The following is a 16,476-nucleotide window of genomic DNA, read 5'->3' as shown; positions in this document are numbered from 1 at the left end:
TCTACGGCAGCCGCAGCCGAACGGCGCGGAAGCCGGCCGCCGCGCGGATCACGCCGGCACTGAACAGCCGCCATATTGCCGCGCCGAAGCCGAGCGGCGCTTCCGCGCGCGCCGTCCCGGAGAGCGCGTGTCGGGCCATGTCCATCGCGGGCTTCTCGATCCAGCGATAGGTGAGCGCAGCGACGGGGACGACGAGGACCACGGAAAGAACCAGCGCGGCCACCAGCGCCAGCGTTGGTGTTCCCAGCACCACCAGCTTGTCGTCATTGTGCCATGCCACCAGTTCGAGGTGGAGCTTGTGGCCGAGGAAGGAGGCGGCGCTCCGCATGATCTGGAAGATGAAGGTGTGGATCATATAGATCGAATAGGACCACAGCCCGAGCTTCTGCAGCGCAGGCGAGCGCAGCACCGCCGAGATCTTGCCCTGGTCGAACGAGAACACGCAGATCACGACCGCGGCGAGCAGTGGAAACAGATATTGTGGTCCGCCGGATGGAGTAACCAACACGAACACGGCAACCAGCACCGCGCACGAGACCTCCAATATGTTCGGCATGTCGAGCCGGCCGTTGGAATAGAGGCGCAGGTCGTAGACCAGGCATCCCGCGAAGAAGGAGAACATCGCGCGCAGCATGCCCCAATCGCTGGAAACGAACAGCGTGCCTGGCGAACGTTCGTAGAGATGCATTCCGGCCGCAAGACAGAGGCCGAGGAAGATCTCGCGCCGCCGGCGCGGGAACAGCACGACGATGACCGCGAACAGCATCGAGACGTAGAACTCGACCGCCGCGCTCCAGGCGGGGCCGTTCCAGGTCAGGCCGCCATGCAGGTTGAAGGACTGCAGGAACAGGATATTGGTGACGGCTTCATAGAGCGTGTGCCCGGCGCCGAACGGTACCGAATCCAGCGAGAACGAACCGTCGGTGCGCACGAAGATGATCTTGCTCACTTCGATCATTACGAACAGCGCCAGCATCACCATATGCAGCGGCCAGAGCCGCGCGAACCGCATCGCCATGAAGCGGACGCCATCGCCGGCATGCTGAAGGCGCTGGCCATAGGCGTGACAGAGCACGAAGCCGGACAGGGCAAAGAACATGTCGACGCAGAATTGCAGGTTCACGAACGGCTGGGTGCCCTTCAGCGCATGGTAAATAGGGATGTGGAAGAGCACCACGAGCAGCGCGCAGATACCGCGCATTGCATCAAGTGCCTCAAACCGGCCCACGCCCGAAGATGTCTGTCCCGCCATGATACGCCTCTTTCGCCGGCAATGCGTTTGGCATGTCCTTGAGCAAGGCGGGGGCCAGCGCTGATGGCGGAGCGGCGGGGTGGTCGGGGTTCTCTGAGGTTGGTAAATCAGCGGATGATTCGCTTACGCTTGCAATGACGGAGCCGTCATTCCGGGGCATCGCGAAGCGATGAGCCCGGAAAATCCAATTCGCCGCTCGCGCCTGTGGCCAGATGGATTCTCTGATGTGCAATCGCACATCATAGCTCGCGCTGCGCGCGCCCCGGAATAACCACGGCGTATTCGTACGAGCGAACGGCAGGACTACGCTTCTCCCGCGCTCGTTGATTATCGCGCAGCGTGGGACGCTAACCCGCCCCCTTACGATTTCCTCACCAGCTTCCACTTGCCGTCGGCCGTTCGCTTGAGCGCGGGGTCGCTGAGCCGGATGTGGCGCGACAGGAAATCGATGAAGGCGCGCACGCGGGCGGGAAGGGGGCCGGCATGGCCCACATAGACCGCGTGAATATCTTCGCGGTCGCCGGGATTGAGAGTTTGAAGCACCGGAACCAATCGTCCGGCCTCGATGTCCGGACCGATGTGGAACAAAGCAAGGCGCGCCAGCCCGGCGCCGCCCAAAACGAGCCGGCGCACGGCTTCGCCGTCGCTGGCACGGACCATCGGCGGCGGCAGCACCTCTTCGATCCGCTCTCCCTTGCGGAATGGCCAGCCGCGGATCGTGCGCGGAAAGGTCCAGCCGATGCCGCGGTGGTTGGCGAGCTCGGTCGGCGTCTTGGGCGTGCCATGTTTGGCGAGGTAGTCCGGCGAGGCCACGACGACCATGCGGCTGGTCGCGAGCTTGCGCGCGATCAGCCGCGACACCTGCAGCGGGCCGGCCCGGATCGCGATATCAGCGCGCTCCTGCATCAGGTCGATCACGGTATCGGTAAGGACGATATCGAGCGTGATCCCGGGATGCTCGGCAAGGAAGCGCGGTACCAGCGGAAGGATATGCAATGAGCCGAACGGGATGTTGCTGTTGACGGTGAGATGGCCTCGCGGCGTCGCGCCGGCGGCGGCTTCATGTTCGGCTTCCTGGATCTCGGCGAGGATGCGGACCGCACGTTGATAGAAGGCTTCACCTTCCGGCGTGAGCTGCAGCTTGCGCGTGGAGCGGTTGATGAGCCTGACGCCGAGGCGTGCCTCCATCCGCGACACCAGCTTGCTGACGCCCGAGGGCGTGAGCCGCAGGCTCTGCGCTGCGGCAGTAAAGCCGGCGCGATCGACGACGCGGACGAACACTTCCATTTCGCCGGAGCGGTTGGTGTCTGATCGAACCATGTTGAACTGGTGTCACAAATGATTGGACTTGTCGCCCTCTAATTCTCGCAACGTCACAACGCTATTTCCGGGCTTGCCGTCCTTCCAGTCCGGAGCCACGTCCTTGCCCATCGCTGTCCTTGCGCTCACCGCCGGTGCCTTTGGCATCGGTACCACTGAATTCGTCATCATGGGTCTTCTGCTGCAGGTCGCTGCCGACATGCAGGTGTCGGTATCGGCCGCAGGCCTGCTCATTTCGGGTTATGCGCTGGGCGTGTTCGTCGGCGCGCCGATCCTGACGCTGGCGACGCGGCAGATGCCGCGCAAGGCCGTGCTGCTGGCGCTGATGGCCATTTTCACGCTCGGCAACGCCGCCTGCGCGCTTGCGCCGAGCTATGGGTTGCTGATGGCCGCGCGGGTGCTGACCTCATTGGCACACGGCACGTTTTTCGGCGTCGGCTCGGTGGTCGCGACAAGCCTCGTCGCCGAGGACAAGCGCGCTTCCGCGATCGCGACGATGTTCGTCGGCCTCACGGTGGCGACCATTCTCGGCGTGCCGTTCGGCGCCTGGATCGGGCTATCGCTCGGATGGCGCGCGGCGTTCTGGGCGGTCACCGCGATCGGCGTCGGGGCCTTTGCCGTCGTGGCGTTGTTCGTGCCGGGCAGTGTGGGCGAGGACGGCAATGCGGTGAAGGTCCGAGATGAACTGGCGGTGATGCTTCGTCCGCAGGTCCAGCTCTGCCTCGCCATGACGGTGCTCGGCTATGCCGGGGTGTTTACGGTCTTCACCTACATCCAGCCGATCCTCACACGCGTCACCGGATTTTCCGATGCTGCCGTGTCGCCGATCCTCTTGGTGTTCGGGCTCGGGCTGTCGATCGGCAACGTCGCCGGCGGACGGCTGGCCGATCGAGGCCTGCCGCGCGCTCTCATCGGAACGCTGGCAGCGCTCGCGATCGTGCTGGTCGCAATGGCTACTGTCCTTCCGCTGAAGGTCCTGACCATCGTGCTGGTCGGACTGCTCGGCATCGCGGCGTTCGCGACCGTAGCGCCGCTGCAGCTCCGCGTGCTCGAGACCGCAGGCGAAGCCGGACGAACGCTCGCCTCGAGCCTCAACATCGCTGCCTTCAATCTCGGCAATGCTTTCGGCGCCTGGGCCGGCGGGATCACCATCGATCATGGACTCGGTCTCACCGCACTGCCGCTGGTCGCGGCGGCGATCACCTCGGCCGGTTTTGTCCTGGCGCTGTGGAGCCTGCGCCTGGATCGGCCGCAGGCCCGGGCGGCGACCTGTCCTGCGGAATAGGCGCCGGCCGATTTCCACAGTGAAGCTCGAAATAATCCGGCCGGTTTGGTCGAAAGCGAATGGCGGATTACGTTTCTCGCCTTCGTCCTCGAGATATAGCGGAGCGTGGGGCGCAAGGACGCGGACTCATTAAGGCGCAGCCATAGCCTGATTGACGCGAGTTGAACGAAGGCAAGGAGTTGGCAGCGAGCCTGTCGTAACGCGTCGCCACCCGACGACATTGTTTGATCCTGTTGAAGAACCGCCCGACCCGGTTGCGAGCGCGGTAGAGATAGGGGCTGAAGCAGATCGGATCGCTGCGATTGCTTTTCGGCGGGATGTTGGCCCACGCGCCCTTCTTCATGGCAAGCTCTCTAATCCAGTCGGCGTCATTAACCTGCCGACAACCCCAGTTGAATCCGTCGAAAATGACCCACAACGGACATGGTGGCCGCAGAAAAATCACGCAAAGGGGTCGAGGTTCCTCACGAGTGACCCGAGGTCACGGATACCGGCGATTTCAATTTCCTTCCCAGGGAAAGTCCCGCTCCATTTCATGAACTCGCTCCGCGATAAACTCGGCGAAGGCACGAGCTGACGCCTTGGCGGCGCGCCCAGCCGGCAAAATCACGTTGATGTCGGCCGAACCAACTTCCCAGTCTGGTAAGATCCTGACGAGTGCTCCCGACCGCAGCTCAGCCCGAACGCTTCCCTGGCTGGTCGAACAGATACCCAAGCCTGCAACTGCAGCGGCAGACGCTGTTTCCGTCGCGCTGATAACAAACCGTCCTTGGATGCGAACTGAAACAGCCTTTCTGGCTTTACGAAACGACCATGCCTCTGAAGACCCACCCGCAGGTCCCACAATGAGCGTGTGCTTGGTGATCTCAGCCGGCACGGAAGGAACACCAGCTCGCGCCAGGTACGACGGGGCGGCGACGAGAACCCGGTGAAGAGTGCCGATCTTGCGCGCTACAGCGGTGCTATCATCGAGGGAGCCTATCCTGACGGCCACGTCCACGGAATCTTCGATGAGGTTGTGCCGAGCATCGTCGAGTGAAAATTCCATGCGCAGCTTCGGATGCCGATCGCTAAACTTGGCGAGCTTTGGCATGATCGTACGAGAAGCGAAGGACGGAGACGCCGCCACTCTCAGGGTGCCGCGCAACTCACCGGTGCCCCGTGCAGCATGATCGGCTTCATCGAGCGCTGCGAGGATCGCCTCGCACCGAGCGAGATAATCCGCGCCGGCTTCCGTGAGCGTCACAGCCCGCGTGCTGCGCAGCAACAATGCGACGCCGATTTGCTTCTCCAGCGCCGCCACGATCCTGGACGCGGTCGGCTGCGTAATCCCGATCTCGCGCGCTGCCACGGAGAAACTGCCGCTCCGTGCGACCCGCACGAACAGCCGCATTGAGGTGAAGCGATCATTCATACAGATCTCGTATTTATGAAAGTCATTTTTTTAGACTACTCCGAATGTTTGCATGAGCCAAATTATTCACGGTAGCCACGGCTGATAGAGCCAGAAGCAGTTCGCCGACTCCATCAACGCCCTGGTGGGCCTCGACGATCCGTAGGCGTAATGACTTGCGACGCGTCAGCACTTCTGATCCGGGATTTGGAGGGCCCATCATGAACCGCCGCGAATTTCTGACCTCCACCGGCGCCTCGGCTGCTGCAATGACGCTGAATGTAACGGTCGAAGGAAAGGAGGCGACAATGACAGACAATTCCTCGCTCTGGCCCAATGGCGCGCGTCTCGCGATCAGCATTTCCTTAATGTACGAAGGCGGCGGTCAGCCCCTCTCCGGCGCTCCTGGCGTGATCCCCGAACCGATCAAGGACGGCTTGCCGGACATGCCGACTAACGGCGTGTTCCAGTACGGCATCTACGAGGGCACGCCGCGTTTGCTCAACCTGTTCGACAAGCACGGCATCAAGGTCACCGCCTTCATGATCGGGCAAGCGGTCGACAAGGATCCCGCTTTGGCACAAGAGGTCGTGCGTCGCGGACACGAAGCGGCCGCCCACGGCCGCACCTGGTCGGCGAGCTATGATCTGAGCCCGGCTGATGAGCGGCAGTTCATCATCGACAACATGAACAGCATCGAGCGCGCGACCGGCCAAACGCCGAAGGGATGGAGCGCCTATTGGGTACGCAACAGCCCGCACACACTCGATATCCTAAAAGAGCTCGGTTTCACCTACTATTTGGACGAAGCCAGTATGGACGAGCCGTTCATTCTGCCAGTCAGGGGCGGCGATTTCGTCACAGTGCCTTACACTTTCCATTTGAACGACATCGTGTCTTACCCATTCGAGGGCTATAACCCGGCTGCCTATGAGCAGTCGCTCAAGGACGAATTCGATCAGCTTTATGAGGAAGGGGCCAGTCGCCGTCGGATGATGGTGATGGCGGTCCATGACCGCCTCTCCGGTCACGCCAATCGCGTGCGCGCCCTTGATCGCTTTTTCACATACGCAAAGAGCAAGCCGGCCGTCTGGTTTGCCCGTAAGGACGAGATCGCGAATTGGGCGCTGAAGACGCGCGACAAGACCCCGTACCTCGATCGTGGCCCTGTGCAGAAGACCGGTCTTTCGGGGCCGTCGGCCTGATGGAGTGCACGGCTTGGCCGAAGGTTACCGCCGCGTGTGACATTCGGCCGGACAGCGCGATCGACCAGGAGTGGCCATGACTGCCTCGAATATGACGCTGACCTTGATCGGCGGCCCGACTGTCCTCATTCAGATTGACGACATTCGCCTGCTGACGGATCCGACGTTTGACCCGCCCGGGCAGTATCAGGGACCACATAGCCCTGTGAAGCACCTTAAGACCGCAGGGCCTGCCCTTTCGATCGAGCAGATTGGCAGGCTCGACGCCGTGTTGCTGAGCCACGACCATCATTTCGACAATCTCGACAACTCTGGCCGCGCTCTTCTGCCCAGCATCGGTGTGACCTACACGACAAAGTCGGGGGCGCAGCGTCTCGGCGGAAGTGTCGTCGGCCTGAGGCCGTTCGAGACGCGCTCGCTCGAGGTGGGTCGCAGCACGAAGCTGTTCGTGACGGCGACACCGGCACGCCATGGACCGATCGGGGTCGACGCTGGCGACGTGGTTGGATTTGCCCTCGGGGTTAATGAGCCGGGTGATCTCATCTACATCACCGGCGATACTCTCTGGTTCGATGGCACCGCGGACGTTGCGCGCCGCTTCTCTCCAAAGGTTGTCGTGCTGTACACCGGTGCCGCGGAGCCGCGAGGGCGTTTCCGCATGACAATGGGTAGCGAGGATGCTTTGGAAGCCGCGCACGCGTTTCCGAATTCGAGACTGGTCTCGGTTCACAACGAAGGTTGGGGCCACTTGCGGGAGAGCCAGGAACAACTCGCCGATGTCTTCCGCACGTTCGGTCTGGCAAATCGCCTGACTCGAATCGAAAAGGGCATGCCACTCGAATTCGCAGTAGCTTGACAGGAGGCCGAAATAGCCCGAGGCACGCTCTCCACTCGTCATTGCGAGGGGCGAAGCGACGAAACAGTCCAGAGCCTTTCCGCGGAACGATTCTGGTTGCTTCCGCGAAGCCTCTCATCGGGCTGCGCTTTGGAGCGCGGGCTCGCGTCTGCCTAGGCGAGGAAATAGCAAGGCGTTCGTCGCGATGTTCTCCAGTTCGCCAGCGAACACGGTATGCTGTTCTATCCGAAGTTTGACAGTGCGCGGGGACGACTCGCAGCCCAATGTGCGAAGGAGCGGATTTCATCCAAACTCAGCCGGACTCGATGCGGTCGTAATGAGGATACTGCCGAACGTGGCGGAATTGATCCATCGCTCGGGCCGCTGAGCGGCCCATTCACCAGCGGCGACAAGGACAATCCTTCATTGTCGCCGATGGGCGAGATGAAATAGGACCGAGCCATTTCAGCTTCTGGCCCATCGCGATATTGCGCTGCCGCACGAACTCGGCCGCTATAGGGGCAAAGCGGACATTGCGTTCGTTGTATCACGCCGCAGGGTTTATGGGTACACGGCCTAATCCGCCCCACGATGTCTGTTTGGCATCAGAACTTACGGAGGACCTGGACGGGGAAGGTCGCGTTGTTGGTCTGGCCGCTGCCGTCGGTCCAGAAGCAGTCGACCTGATCGTCCTTGACCGTGTCGACCGTCATCAATGACCCGCCTGAGCGCAGGCGGACAAGATCGCCGGGGCGAAATTGGGGCATAGCGGGGCCGGCGGTCGAGATGCCCTGTGAAGCCGCAGCGGCAAATGCTTGAGCGAAGAAAAGTGCATTGAGTGAGAGGATCAAACCGGCACCGATCGAGAAGCGCTTCATCATCGCGAGCATGTCACAGCCTCCGTGTCTTGCAGGGGACAATGAGGTGAGATCCTCAGTCCGCCTCTAGAGCATTGAGCATGATCTTTTCGAAAAACCGGTATCCACTTTTCCGGATCATGCTCTAAATCTGCATTTCGTATTCCGCGCGTACCCGTTCATGACCCGACTCGTTCCTCTGCAGGCGGTCGCGTCGCGTGGGCGGCGGCACGCTCGTCGTGCCATCAGGCGTCAATCGATCGGTCCTCAGATAGCCGACCGCTGCGCGCTTCACTTTTTCAAAGGCGTGGTTCTCGATCTGCCGCACGCGCTCGGGCGAAATGTCCATCCGGCTCGCGAGTTCTGCCAGCGTGGGCGGGTTGTCGGTGAGGCGCCGCGCCTCGAAGACCTGTCGCTCCCGCGGTGTCAGCACCTTGAGCGCGGCTGAGAGTGCGGTCGTCTGCTGGGTCGTCTCGTCCCGCTCTGCCAGTATCACTTCGGCGTCAGGGGAATTATCGACCAGCATCGTCTCCCATTCCGCCGTTTGTCCATCGTCGTCCATCGGCTTGTTCAGGGAAAAATCGCCGCGCAGCCGGCCGTCCATCTCGATCACGTCGGCAGCGGTGACGCCCAGGTGCTCGGCGACCACATTGGCAATTTCCGGCGTGAGCGAGGTCTGGTTGTTCGAGACTTTCCTGATTTCGCTCCTGAGGCGGAAGAACAGTTTTTTCTGAGCGGCGGTGGTGCCGATCTTGACGAGCGACCAGGAGCGCAGGATGTATTCGTGAATGCTCGCCTTGATCCACCATAATGCGTAGGTCGAAAACCGCGAGCCACGGTCCGGCTCGAAGCGTTGCGCGGCAACGACCAGACCGACATTGGCTTCGGCGATGATATCGGCGAGCGGGAGACCATATCCGCGATAATGCCGCGCTACCTTGGCTGCAAGCCTGAGATGACTTTTGACGAGCGCATGCAGCGCGGCCTGATCGCCGAGTTCATGCCAACGGCGTGCAAATTGCTGTTCCTGTTCTGCGTCCAATAGAGAGTATTGTTCCATTGTAAAGGTTCCTATCTGCGCCCGACGCTTTGCGTCGAGTGCTGGTCGAGGCCCGCGCTATGTCGAGGCAGTACGATCATTAGGGCCAGGCGTTGCATCGGTCTTTCGAGAGCGACGGTTTTTGCTGAAACGCACATTTCAGATCACTTCGGTCGAAGCCCGGAGTTTGTGTCGTGCCGAGGTCGAAGCCGGTCGGGGCCGGTAACGTGCACTGAGCTGTTCATGGCGATCACGCGCTCGCTTCGAGTTAGCTGCAAGCTGAACGTAGGCCAGGCGTGGTCGGCGGAGCCACTAAACAGGCGTTTAATGAGTTCACGTCCGATTGAGAGGATGCTGCTTACAAATCGGTGAGCTTGCTGTGCTCGCAGGCAAGCGAGTTCACGCCGCGGTTATTTGTGAAGCGCAGGTTGGTCGAGGAGGGGAGGCGGCCGTGCGAATTCGCAAATGCGTGCGATCTCGCTCTTGCCATTGCTCGCGGGCCGCGCGCCATTCCGATGATGCAGAGCCGGACGTCGCGAACGACGCCCGGCTCTGCCTTGCTCCTTGGGCTCCTCTAGCGCTTATGTGTCCGACTTGGTTTGGGCCGCTGGGCTCGTGGCGGACACCCGCCACACCGTGTTTCCGACATCGTCGGCGATCAGCAGTGCACCCGCCCGATCGATCGCGAGGCCAACCGGCCTGCCGCGCGCGTGGTCGTCCGCATTGAGGAATCCCGTGACGACGTCCTGCGCCGGACCGGATGGCTTGCCGCCGCTAAACGGCACGAACACCACCTTGTAGCCGTTGAGCGGGGTTCGGTCCCAGCTTCCATGCTCGGCGACGAATGCACCTCCATGATATTGCGCTGGAAGGTTGTTGCCTGTGTACATGGCGAGGCCGAGCGGTGCCACATGCGAACTCAGGGCATAGTCCGGCACGATCGCCTTGGCCACGAGATCGGGGCGTTGCGGCTCGACGCGCGGATCGAGATGCTGGCCGTAGTAGCTGTAAGGCCAGCCATAAAAGCCGCCATCCTGCACCGAGGTCAAATAGTCCGGCACGAGATCGGGACCGATCTCATCGCGTTCGTTGGCGATGGCCCAGAGCTTGCCGGTCTCGGGCTCCCACTGCAGCCCGGTGGGATTGCGCACGCCGCTGGCGAAGATGCGATGGGCGCCGCTCGCGCGGTCGATCTCCCAGATCGCGGCTCTCTCGTACTCGGCCTGGATGCCATTCTCGGTGATGTTGCTGTTCGAGCCGACACCGACATAGAGCTTCGTGCCATCGGGGCTCGCGAGCAAGGTCTTGGTCCAGTGATGGTCGATCGGCCCGCCGGGAAGATCGGTCAGCTTGGTGCCTGATGCGGTGATGCTGGTTTGTCCATCCTCGTAGGGATATCGGACGATCGCATCGGTGTTTGCGACGTAGAGATCGTGGCCGACCAGCGCAACGCCGAATGGTGAGTTAAGGTGGTCGAGGAATACGGTGCGCACATCGGGAATGCCGTCGCCATTGGTGTCGCGCAACAGCGTGATGCGATTTGCATCCTCGGCCTTGGCGCCGGCGAACCATTGCACCCAGCCGGTGACGAGATCCTTGGGCCGGAAGACCGGGGCCTTCGGGCCATTGCTTTCGATCACCAACACGTCGCCGTTCGGCAGTACGTAAAGCGATCGCGGATGTTGGAACCCCGTGGCCAATGCACGGACCTGCAACCCTTCCGCCACCTTCGGCGTTTCGTCACCCCACGGAGCTGGCCGCGCAATCCTGATCGGCGGCAGCAGATACTGCTGTAGCGCGGGCAGGTATGGATGGGCGCCGATCTGCCTTGCAGGATTCCCGCCGCTGTCGTCACAGCCCGCAAGACTCAAGGCCGCGGCGGCAACAGCCATGGTGGCAAAGCGCGGCAGGTTCGCCGCACGGGCAAGATTGAACAAGCTGGTCATTCGGCTGCTCCTGCGCGATCGCCATGGATCAAGCCCCAGCCTCCCACCAACAGCGACAGCAGGAGGATCGTGACGAGCCCCGAGAGCGCGAGGCCGGTCGGCACGACAGCGGTGTAGCCATCGCGGCTGTGAACGAGGACATTCACGATCGAGAGCACAATCGCGACGACATAGGTGAGTGCGCGAAACCAGGCCGGCCTCTGCCTGTCGATCAGGAGATCGATCACGGCGGCGATGGCCGCAAGCGCCGCGATCACCAATCCGGCCGCAATCAGCCAGACCGAAAATCTCTCCCACATCACCAGCGCAGTCCGCCAATAAGCGAGATCGGTGACGAAGGCGCCGATCAAATAGGCCACCGAAAACGGGAGCAGCATTTGATGAATGGCATGCCGGCGGGACGCAACCTCCGGCACCGCTTCAGTTTCGACTGTGGAGTTGGTGTAGGCCACCGCGATCTGTGTCATACTTCGATCCTCACCATCGTGTGCAAGTGCGCGGCAGCTTTGCGCCGACGCCTGCTTTGCGAGGCAACTTTCGATCTGTTCGATATGCCGGAGCGCTTCGCAGCTCCTATACATTGCAAATGGGAAAGTGGGCGGCGCTTTCAAAAGCACGCGTTCGAAACTGACGGTAAATCCTCTGTGACCTTACCCGCTGAGCTCGGCCGGCTCCCGAAACCTATCCGAGCTGCTTCCCGCGTCATCGTCTCGAGGCGTGCGCTCGTTCGGCCGCGGTGGTATCGGCTGATGTGCCAAGGTCGGGCAGGTGACGCCGTCAGGCAATCTGTCATATGGTTGACATAGGAAGGTACGATGTGAGGACCGAGAGATGGCGCGACCTCCGGGATCTGCTTGCGCGAAATCGAAGGCCCTTGCGAGGAAGTAGCCAGCGAGACGGCTCAGTTGTCAGTGATGCTAACTATTGGCCAAATCGCTTCGTCCCGGGCGCAAGTCCGGCAAAGGATGAACTTACCCCGCCTCGGCGCCTGGACCTTGGCGAAGGTCGCGGCGCTACTTGTCATTCTGGTCGGGGTTACCGTCGCGTCCGGAAACGAGCGGACGCCGCCGGTCGGGCTCATGACGTTCAATATCCCGGCGCAGCCACTGATCGACGCGCTGCAGGCGTACAGCCAGCAGGCCGGCGTCCAGGTGATGTTCGAAACGACCTCGGCAGCCGGCTTCCGTTCGCCGTCGGTCAACGGCGAGTTCACGCCGCAGGCCGCGCTGCTGATGCTCCTGGCCGATACTGACCTGAGGGTTCGCTATAGCCGATCCAATGCCGTGACGCTCGCGCCGGCGTCCGTGCCGGATCCGGACGAGCCGCCCATCCATCCCCCAGTCTCCGCGGACATAACGCTTGGAACGTTACGTGTTCGCGGTACGACCGACGCTCCCGATCGCAATCTGGGAGAATATATCAGCCTCCTGCAATCGGACATTCAGAAGGCGCTCAAGAAGGGCGGGCGGACCAGGCGGGGCGAATATCGGGTCGCGGTCAAACTATGGGTGACGCCGTCCTCGCGAGTCATAGACAGGGCCGAGCTCGACGGTTCGACAGGCGACTTTGATCGGGATAGCTCGATCGCCGAGAGCTTGCGTGGCCTGGTGTTGAGCCAGCAGGCGCCGCCCAAAATGCCGCTCCCGATCCGCTTCATGATCTCGATCCACGCGCTGTAGGCGACTAATATAAGGGGTTGCTTCAAGCTCCGGCGACATCTTACTCGATGCCGGGGCGATCAAACGATTCTCGGGGCGCAGCCGTTGCAAGCTTCCGGCCGAATGGCCGCGGTATCTTAATATTCCCGCACCTGTGGTTCGATTGCCGCCATCGCCGACCAGCTTGCGAGTGACTGATGTCCGTCACGCGAGTGTCATCCTCGGTGGATAGGGAAAATAGTGGGACTGACCGCGATCTGCGAAACGCAGGGCGTGGCGTTGCGGGGCTGGTAGGTGTCTGATTCGAATAGTAAATCTCTGCGAGAGACAGTCGCAGCTGATTACGAGGGCTTGGCCAAGCGTCTGACGCGTTGCCTTGGCTCCTCGGATTTCGCGCGCGAGGCGCTGCACGAAGCGTTTCTGCGGGTCGATCGAGTATCCGATGCGGTGCCGATTCATAGCCCCGTCGACTATCTGTTTCGTACCGCGCTGAATGTCGCCAAGGATCGGCGCAAAAGCGATCGGCACTTGTTGAACGCCTCGGAAATCGCGGCGATCATGGACGTCATCCCCGACGACCGTCCGGACCCGGCAATGGTGACGGAATCGCGCATCGAGCTGACGGAGTTTCAGAAGGCTCTCGCAGAATTGCCCGCCCGGCGGCGCGATGTATTTATCGCAGCCCATCTTGATCATCAGCCCCACCGCGAGATCGCGGATCGGTTTGGCATCAATGTGCGCACGGTCGATTTCGACCTGCAGCATGCCATGGAGCATCTCAGCCGTCGGCTGGGCCGCACCGTTCTCCGGCGTCTCGGGCCGCGTCCAAAGGCGAAGGCCAGCGAGTAGCTTGCATCTTGGCAAGAGACGTGCTTGTCAGGCTGTCTAGATCATAATCCGATTGGACGGATCGGATCATGATCTCGTCTCTTTGTTTGAGCATGATCTTCCTGCGCAAATGCTTCGCGTTTGTCGCGAGGGAAAACCGGTTTCCACTTTTCCGGATCATGCTCCAGCGGCACTTTTCCAACGCGCACGGTTGAATGCCGGCGCGGATCGCGAATCTTCAAGAAAAATTTTGAAAGATGCACTTTCTATAGCGACAAAGAGCTTGAAAGTGCGGATAGGCTGCATTTTCGATTCAGTCTTCCTTTGCGTCAATCGTCTATAGAGCATGAGGACGCGGTATTTCTGAGTACGCCGAAGTCATTCGGCGGGAGAATCAACAAAGAGCGATTGGCCTTGACCGCAGGCGACGATATTCCTTCCGAGCTTGACCCGCTGCTGCGGCAGGCGCTTGCGTGGGTTATTCGCCTGCACTCCGGGTCGGCGACGTCGGACGATGCTGCCGCTTTGGCGCTTTGGCGGCAGCGCACCGCTGAGCACGAGGCCGCCTTCCGCGATGCCGTGAGGCTGTGGCGCAGTTTCGGCGAGGCGACGCGCGTGCTCGCAAGCCAAGAGCTTGTGAATGTTGAACGCCGCAGTCAACGCGACGCGCGCGACAGGCTCAGCCGCCGGGCGCTGATCGGGGGCGCGATGGCTGCCGCCGCATCGGTGGCCGCCGGATACGTGGTCGTTCGTCCGCCGATGGGGCTATGGCCATCTTTCGAAGAACTGTCGGCGGACTATCGGACCGGCAAGGGCGAACGGCGCAACATCGCATTGGCCGACAATGTCTCGCTGACGCTCAACACCCAGACCAGCATCGCCGTGCGATCCGAGCAGGGCGCTCCGCGCATCGAGCTGATTTCGGGCGAGGCCGCCGTCGAGGCGGAGCGCGACGCGCCCGCGCCGCTTGTCATTGATGCCGCCGGAGGCCGCGTCACGACGCGTCGCGCCAGTTTCAATGTGAGATGTCTCGATCGTGCCGTCTCGGTGTCGTGTCTTGAAGGCGCCGTCGAAGTCGAATGGAAAGGACAACGTGTCGCCATTTCGGGCGAGCAGCAGATATCCTATTCGGCGGAGATGGGGCTCGGACGCGCCTCGCAAGCGGATCTGGAACAGGCGGACGCCTGGCGAAAGGGTCTTCTGATCGTTCGCGACTGGCCGGTCAATCGTCTGGTCCAAGAGATCAATCGCTACCGGCCGGGCAGGATTGTCGTTATGGACGAGCAGCTTGGGCACCGCATGATTTCGGGCACGTTTCATCTCGATCACCTCGACGACTTCATCGCTCAGGCCCACGGCCTGTTCGGCGCCACAGCGCGGAGCTTGCCGGGGGGCATCGTGTTGCTGAGCTAGCGTCTTGAACGGACTCCGCGCCCCGCGACAAATTGTTCGAAAACGGGTCTGCCAGACAAATTGCAGGACAAGAGGATTCAATGATCAAGCCGCGACATGCGGATGGCGCGCACCGGTGTCGCGGGTTGGCCACCGTCATCCGAGGCATCGCGGTCGGTTTCGGACTGCTGGGGTTGACAACGGCGGCCGCCTGGCGCGCCGAGGCTCATGACATCGGCTGGGCTGTTGGGAATTTCGCGCCGCATCAGCAGCGGTCTGAGGTTTCGCCCTTGGCGCGCACGCAGGAGCCTACGGTGCCTAACCGCCAAAAGACCGGCACCGGCTTTTTTGTCGACGACAAGGGCCATATGTTGACGGCCCGTCACGCGGCGGAAGATTGCGCGCGGTTCATTGTCTTCAAGGAAGGCCGGGCGCTAGCGGCGCAACTCGTGGCCTTGTCGCCCAGCGCGGATATCGCGCTGATCAAGGTGACGAAGACCCTGGGGCTGGCGGCGGTTTTCCCGAATACGGTCGGCGTGAGCACCAACGACATGGTGTTTGCCTCCGCTTACGATAAGCTGGCGACCAACCGCGGCATATTTGCAAACGCGACCGTGGCGGGTAGCCCAGGCAACCAGTCGGGTGCGCTGCAGATAGATACGGATGTCACCTTCGGCGCCAGCGGTGCGCCGGTACTGGACAGTCGTGGCCTGGTACAAGGGATCATAAGCCGCAGGACCGGATCGAGCCGCGTGGTCGCGGTGGGGGCAATGGACGCCAAGAGCTTCCTCGCCTCCAAGGGTGTTCGTGTTGTGGAAGATGACCGGTCCCAGATCGTCGCCGCGACCTCGCGCGCCAGCCGAGCGGCCTCGCTCTCGGCGCGGGTCACGTGTTTGCAGAATTGAGGCGAGACGGATGTGGCAGATGAGTTTGTCCAAGATAGCCGGTTGGGTTGCGGCGACAGCCATCGTGGCGACGTTTTCGCCGGCGCTGGTTTCCGCGCCAGCGCGGTCGCAGGAATATCGCGAGGCGAGCAAGGCGCCGCCGCACTGGACTCAATTCGCGAAGCTGGTCAGGTATCGTTTTGAAGACTGGATGGGAGCGGATGACGAGGTCGGCAATCGTTTCCGGGCCTATCTTCGCGAACACCGCGGAAAAGAGGACGGCCCGCCGCAGATGCTCGAGATGCGCGCCTGGCTCAATCCTGACGGCTCGGTCGAAAAGGTGACCTTCCCTCCGCTCAACAATGCGCAGGCCGACGCCGATCTGCGGAAGATCCTCACGCGGGGCAATGTCGGGGAGGCGCCGCCACCGGAAATGCTGCAGCCCCTGCGCCTGCGCCTGTTGCTGAATCTGAAATAGCATCACGACCGGGACGACGCCGGGAAAGCCCGATGCCGCGTGGTTTGCGCAGCGCGCTTCGCTGGCGATCCGCACGGCGCACGCGCTGTCCGCGAATCGTAAGG

At 61.9% G+C, this 16,476-nt stretch carries 17 protein-coding genes and 1 pseudogene; 9 read left to right on the top strand and 9 right to left on the bottom strand.

Annotated features, from left to right (window positions below; translation table 11 throughout):
* Position 1: 1 nt before the first annotated feature.
* A complete protein-coding gene (locus tag AC5ZG5_RS10795; RefSeq protein ID WP_456641827.1) occupies positions 2-1,252 on the bottom strand; it encodes an acyltransferase family protein in 1,251 nt (416 codons plus the stop codon).
* Positions 1,253-1,612: 360 nt separating this feature from the next.
* Positions 1,613-2,572, bottom strand: coding sequence for a LysR family transcriptional regulator (locus tag AC5ZG5_RS10790; protein WP_456641826.1), 960 nt, complete (start codon positions 2,570-2,572; stop codon positions 1,613-1,615).
* Between the two features lie 103 nt (positions 2,573-2,675).
* Here AC5ZG5_RS10790 and AC5ZG5_RS10785 point away from each other — a divergent pair, with 103 nt between their 5' ends.
* Positions 2,676-3,857 (top strand): MFS transporter, encoded by a 1,182-nt coding sequence (locus AC5ZG5_RS10785; RefSeq protein WP_456641825.1) that lies wholly within the window; start codon positions 2,676-2,678, stop codon positions 3,855-3,857.
* A gap of 137 nt (positions 3,858-3,994) precedes the next feature.
* Here the strand turns inward: AC5ZG5_RS10785 and AC5ZG5_RS10780 are convergent.
* Positions 3,995-4,227 (bottom strand): annotated as a pseudogene (locus AC5ZG5_RS10780) (IS5/IS1182 family transposase); the annotation flags it as partial.
* Positions 4,228-4,356: 129 nt separating this feature from the next.
* Positions 4,357-5,271, bottom strand: a complete 915-nt coding sequence (locus AC5ZG5_RS10775; protein ID WP_456641824.1) for a LysR family transcriptional regulator — start codon at positions 5,269-5,271, stop codon at positions 4,357-4,359.
* 200 nt (positions 5,272-5,471) lie between these two features.
* Here AC5ZG5_RS10775 and AC5ZG5_RS10770 point away from each other — a divergent pair, with 200 nt between their 5' ends.
* The 3 genes from AC5ZG5_RS10770 (at position 5,472) to AC5ZG5_RS10760 (ending at position 7,743) form a co-directional block, all read left to right on the top strand.
* Positions 5,472-6,455, top strand: coding sequence for a polysaccharide deacetylase family protein (locus AC5ZG5_RS10770; RefSeq protein WP_456641823.1), 984 nt, complete (start codon positions 5,472-5,474; stop codon positions 6,453-6,455).
* Positions 6,456-6,531: 76 nt separating this feature from the next.
* Positions 6,532-7,311, top strand: a complete 780-nt coding sequence (locus tag AC5ZG5_RS10765) for an MBL fold metallo-hydrolase (RefSeq protein ID WP_456641857.1) — start codon at positions 6,532-6,534, stop codon at positions 7,309-7,311.
* Between the two features lie 213 nt (positions 7,312-7,524).
* Positions 7,525-7,743, top strand: a complete 219-nt coding sequence (locus AC5ZG5_RS10760; protein WP_456641822.1) for a hypothetical protein — start codon at positions 7,525-7,527, stop codon at positions 7,741-7,743.
* A 152-nt stretch (positions 7,744-7,895) separates the two neighbouring features.
* Here the strand turns inward: AC5ZG5_RS10760 and AC5ZG5_RS10755 are convergent, their stop codons facing one another.
* The 4 genes from AC5ZG5_RS10755 to AC5ZG5_RS10740 all read right to left on the bottom strand — a co-directional run bounded on the left by AC5ZG5_RS10755 (position 7,896) and on the right by AC5ZG5_RS10740 (position 11,599).
* A complete protein-coding gene (locus AC5ZG5_RS10755) occupies positions 7,896-8,180 on the bottom strand; it encodes a DUF2158 domain-containing protein (RefSeq protein WP_456641821.1) in 285 nt (94 codons plus the stop codon).
* A gap of 112 nt (positions 8,181-8,292) precedes the next feature.
* A complete protein-coding gene (locus AC5ZG5_RS10750; RefSeq protein ID WP_456641820.1) occupies positions 8,293-9,207 on the bottom strand; it encodes an RNA polymerase factor sigma-32 in 915 nt (304 codons plus the stop codon).
* 560 nt (positions 9,208-9,767) lie between these two features.
* On the bottom strand, positions 9,768-11,078 hold the full coding sequence (locus AC5ZG5_RS10745) for a PQQ-dependent sugar dehydrogenase (protein WP_456641856.1): 1,311 nt from the start codon (positions 11,076-11,078) through the stop codon (positions 9,768-9,770).
* Positions 11,079-11,128: 50 nt separating this feature from the next.
* Positions 11,129-11,599 carry a DUF2231 domain-containing protein gene (locus tag AC5ZG5_RS10740; RefSeq protein WP_456641819.1) on the bottom strand — a complete coding sequence of 157 codons (471 nt, stop codon included), beginning with the start codon at positions 11,597-11,599 and terminating at the stop codon, positions 11,129-11,131.
* A 498-nt stretch (positions 11,600-12,097) separates the two neighbouring features.
* Between AC5ZG5_RS10740 and AC5ZG5_RS10735 the strand changes: the two genes are divergently transcribed.
* Positions 12,098-12,811 carry an STN domain-containing protein gene (locus AC5ZG5_RS10735; protein ID WP_456641818.1) on the top strand — a complete coding sequence of 238 codons (714 nt, stop codon included), beginning with the start codon at positions 12,098-12,100 and terminating at the stop codon, positions 12,809-12,811.
* A gap of 273 nt (positions 12,812-13,084) precedes the next feature.
* The gene (locus AC5ZG5_RS10730; RefSeq protein ID WP_456641817.1) at positions 13,085-13,639 is read left to right on the top strand and encodes an RNA polymerase sigma factor; all 555 of its coding nucleotides are present in this window, start codon (positions 13,085-13,087) and stop codon (positions 13,637-13,639) included.
* Between the two features lie 41 nt (positions 13,640-13,680).
* Here AC5ZG5_RS10730 and AC5ZG5_RS10725 read toward each other — a convergent pair whose 3' ends face one another.
* Entirely contained in the window at positions 13,681-13,860 is a 180-nt protein-coding gene (locus AC5ZG5_RS10725; protein ID WP_456641816.1) for a hypothetical protein, read from the bottom strand.
* A 172-nt stretch (positions 13,861-14,032) separates the two neighbouring features.
* Here AC5ZG5_RS10725 and AC5ZG5_RS10720 point away from each other — a divergent pair, with 172 nt between their 5' ends.
* The 3 genes from AC5ZG5_RS10720 (at position 14,033) to AC5ZG5_RS10710 (ending at position 16,372) form a co-directional block, all read left to right on the top strand.
* Positions 14,033-15,031, top strand: a complete 999-nt coding sequence (locus tag AC5ZG5_RS10720) for a FecR family protein (RefSeq protein WP_456641815.1) — start codon at positions 14,033-14,035, stop codon at positions 15,029-15,031.
* A 125-nt stretch (positions 15,032-15,156) separates the two neighbouring features.
* The gene (locus AC5ZG5_RS10715; protein ID WP_456641814.1) at positions 15,157-15,915 is read left to right on the top strand and encodes a S1 family peptidase; all 759 of its coding nucleotides are present in this window, start codon (positions 15,157-15,159) and stop codon (positions 15,913-15,915) included.
* 19 nt (positions 15,916-15,934) lie between these two features.
* Positions 15,935-16,372, top strand: a complete 438-nt coding sequence (locus AC5ZG5_RS10710; protein WP_456641813.1) for a hypothetical protein — start codon at positions 15,935-15,937, stop codon at positions 16,370-16,372.
* The last annotated feature ends 104 nt before the right edge of the window (positions 16,373-16,476 follow it).

The organism is Bradyrhizobium sp. Ses1, assembly GCF_059512365.1.
This window is presented reverse-complemented; position numbering and strand designations above follow the sequence as displayed.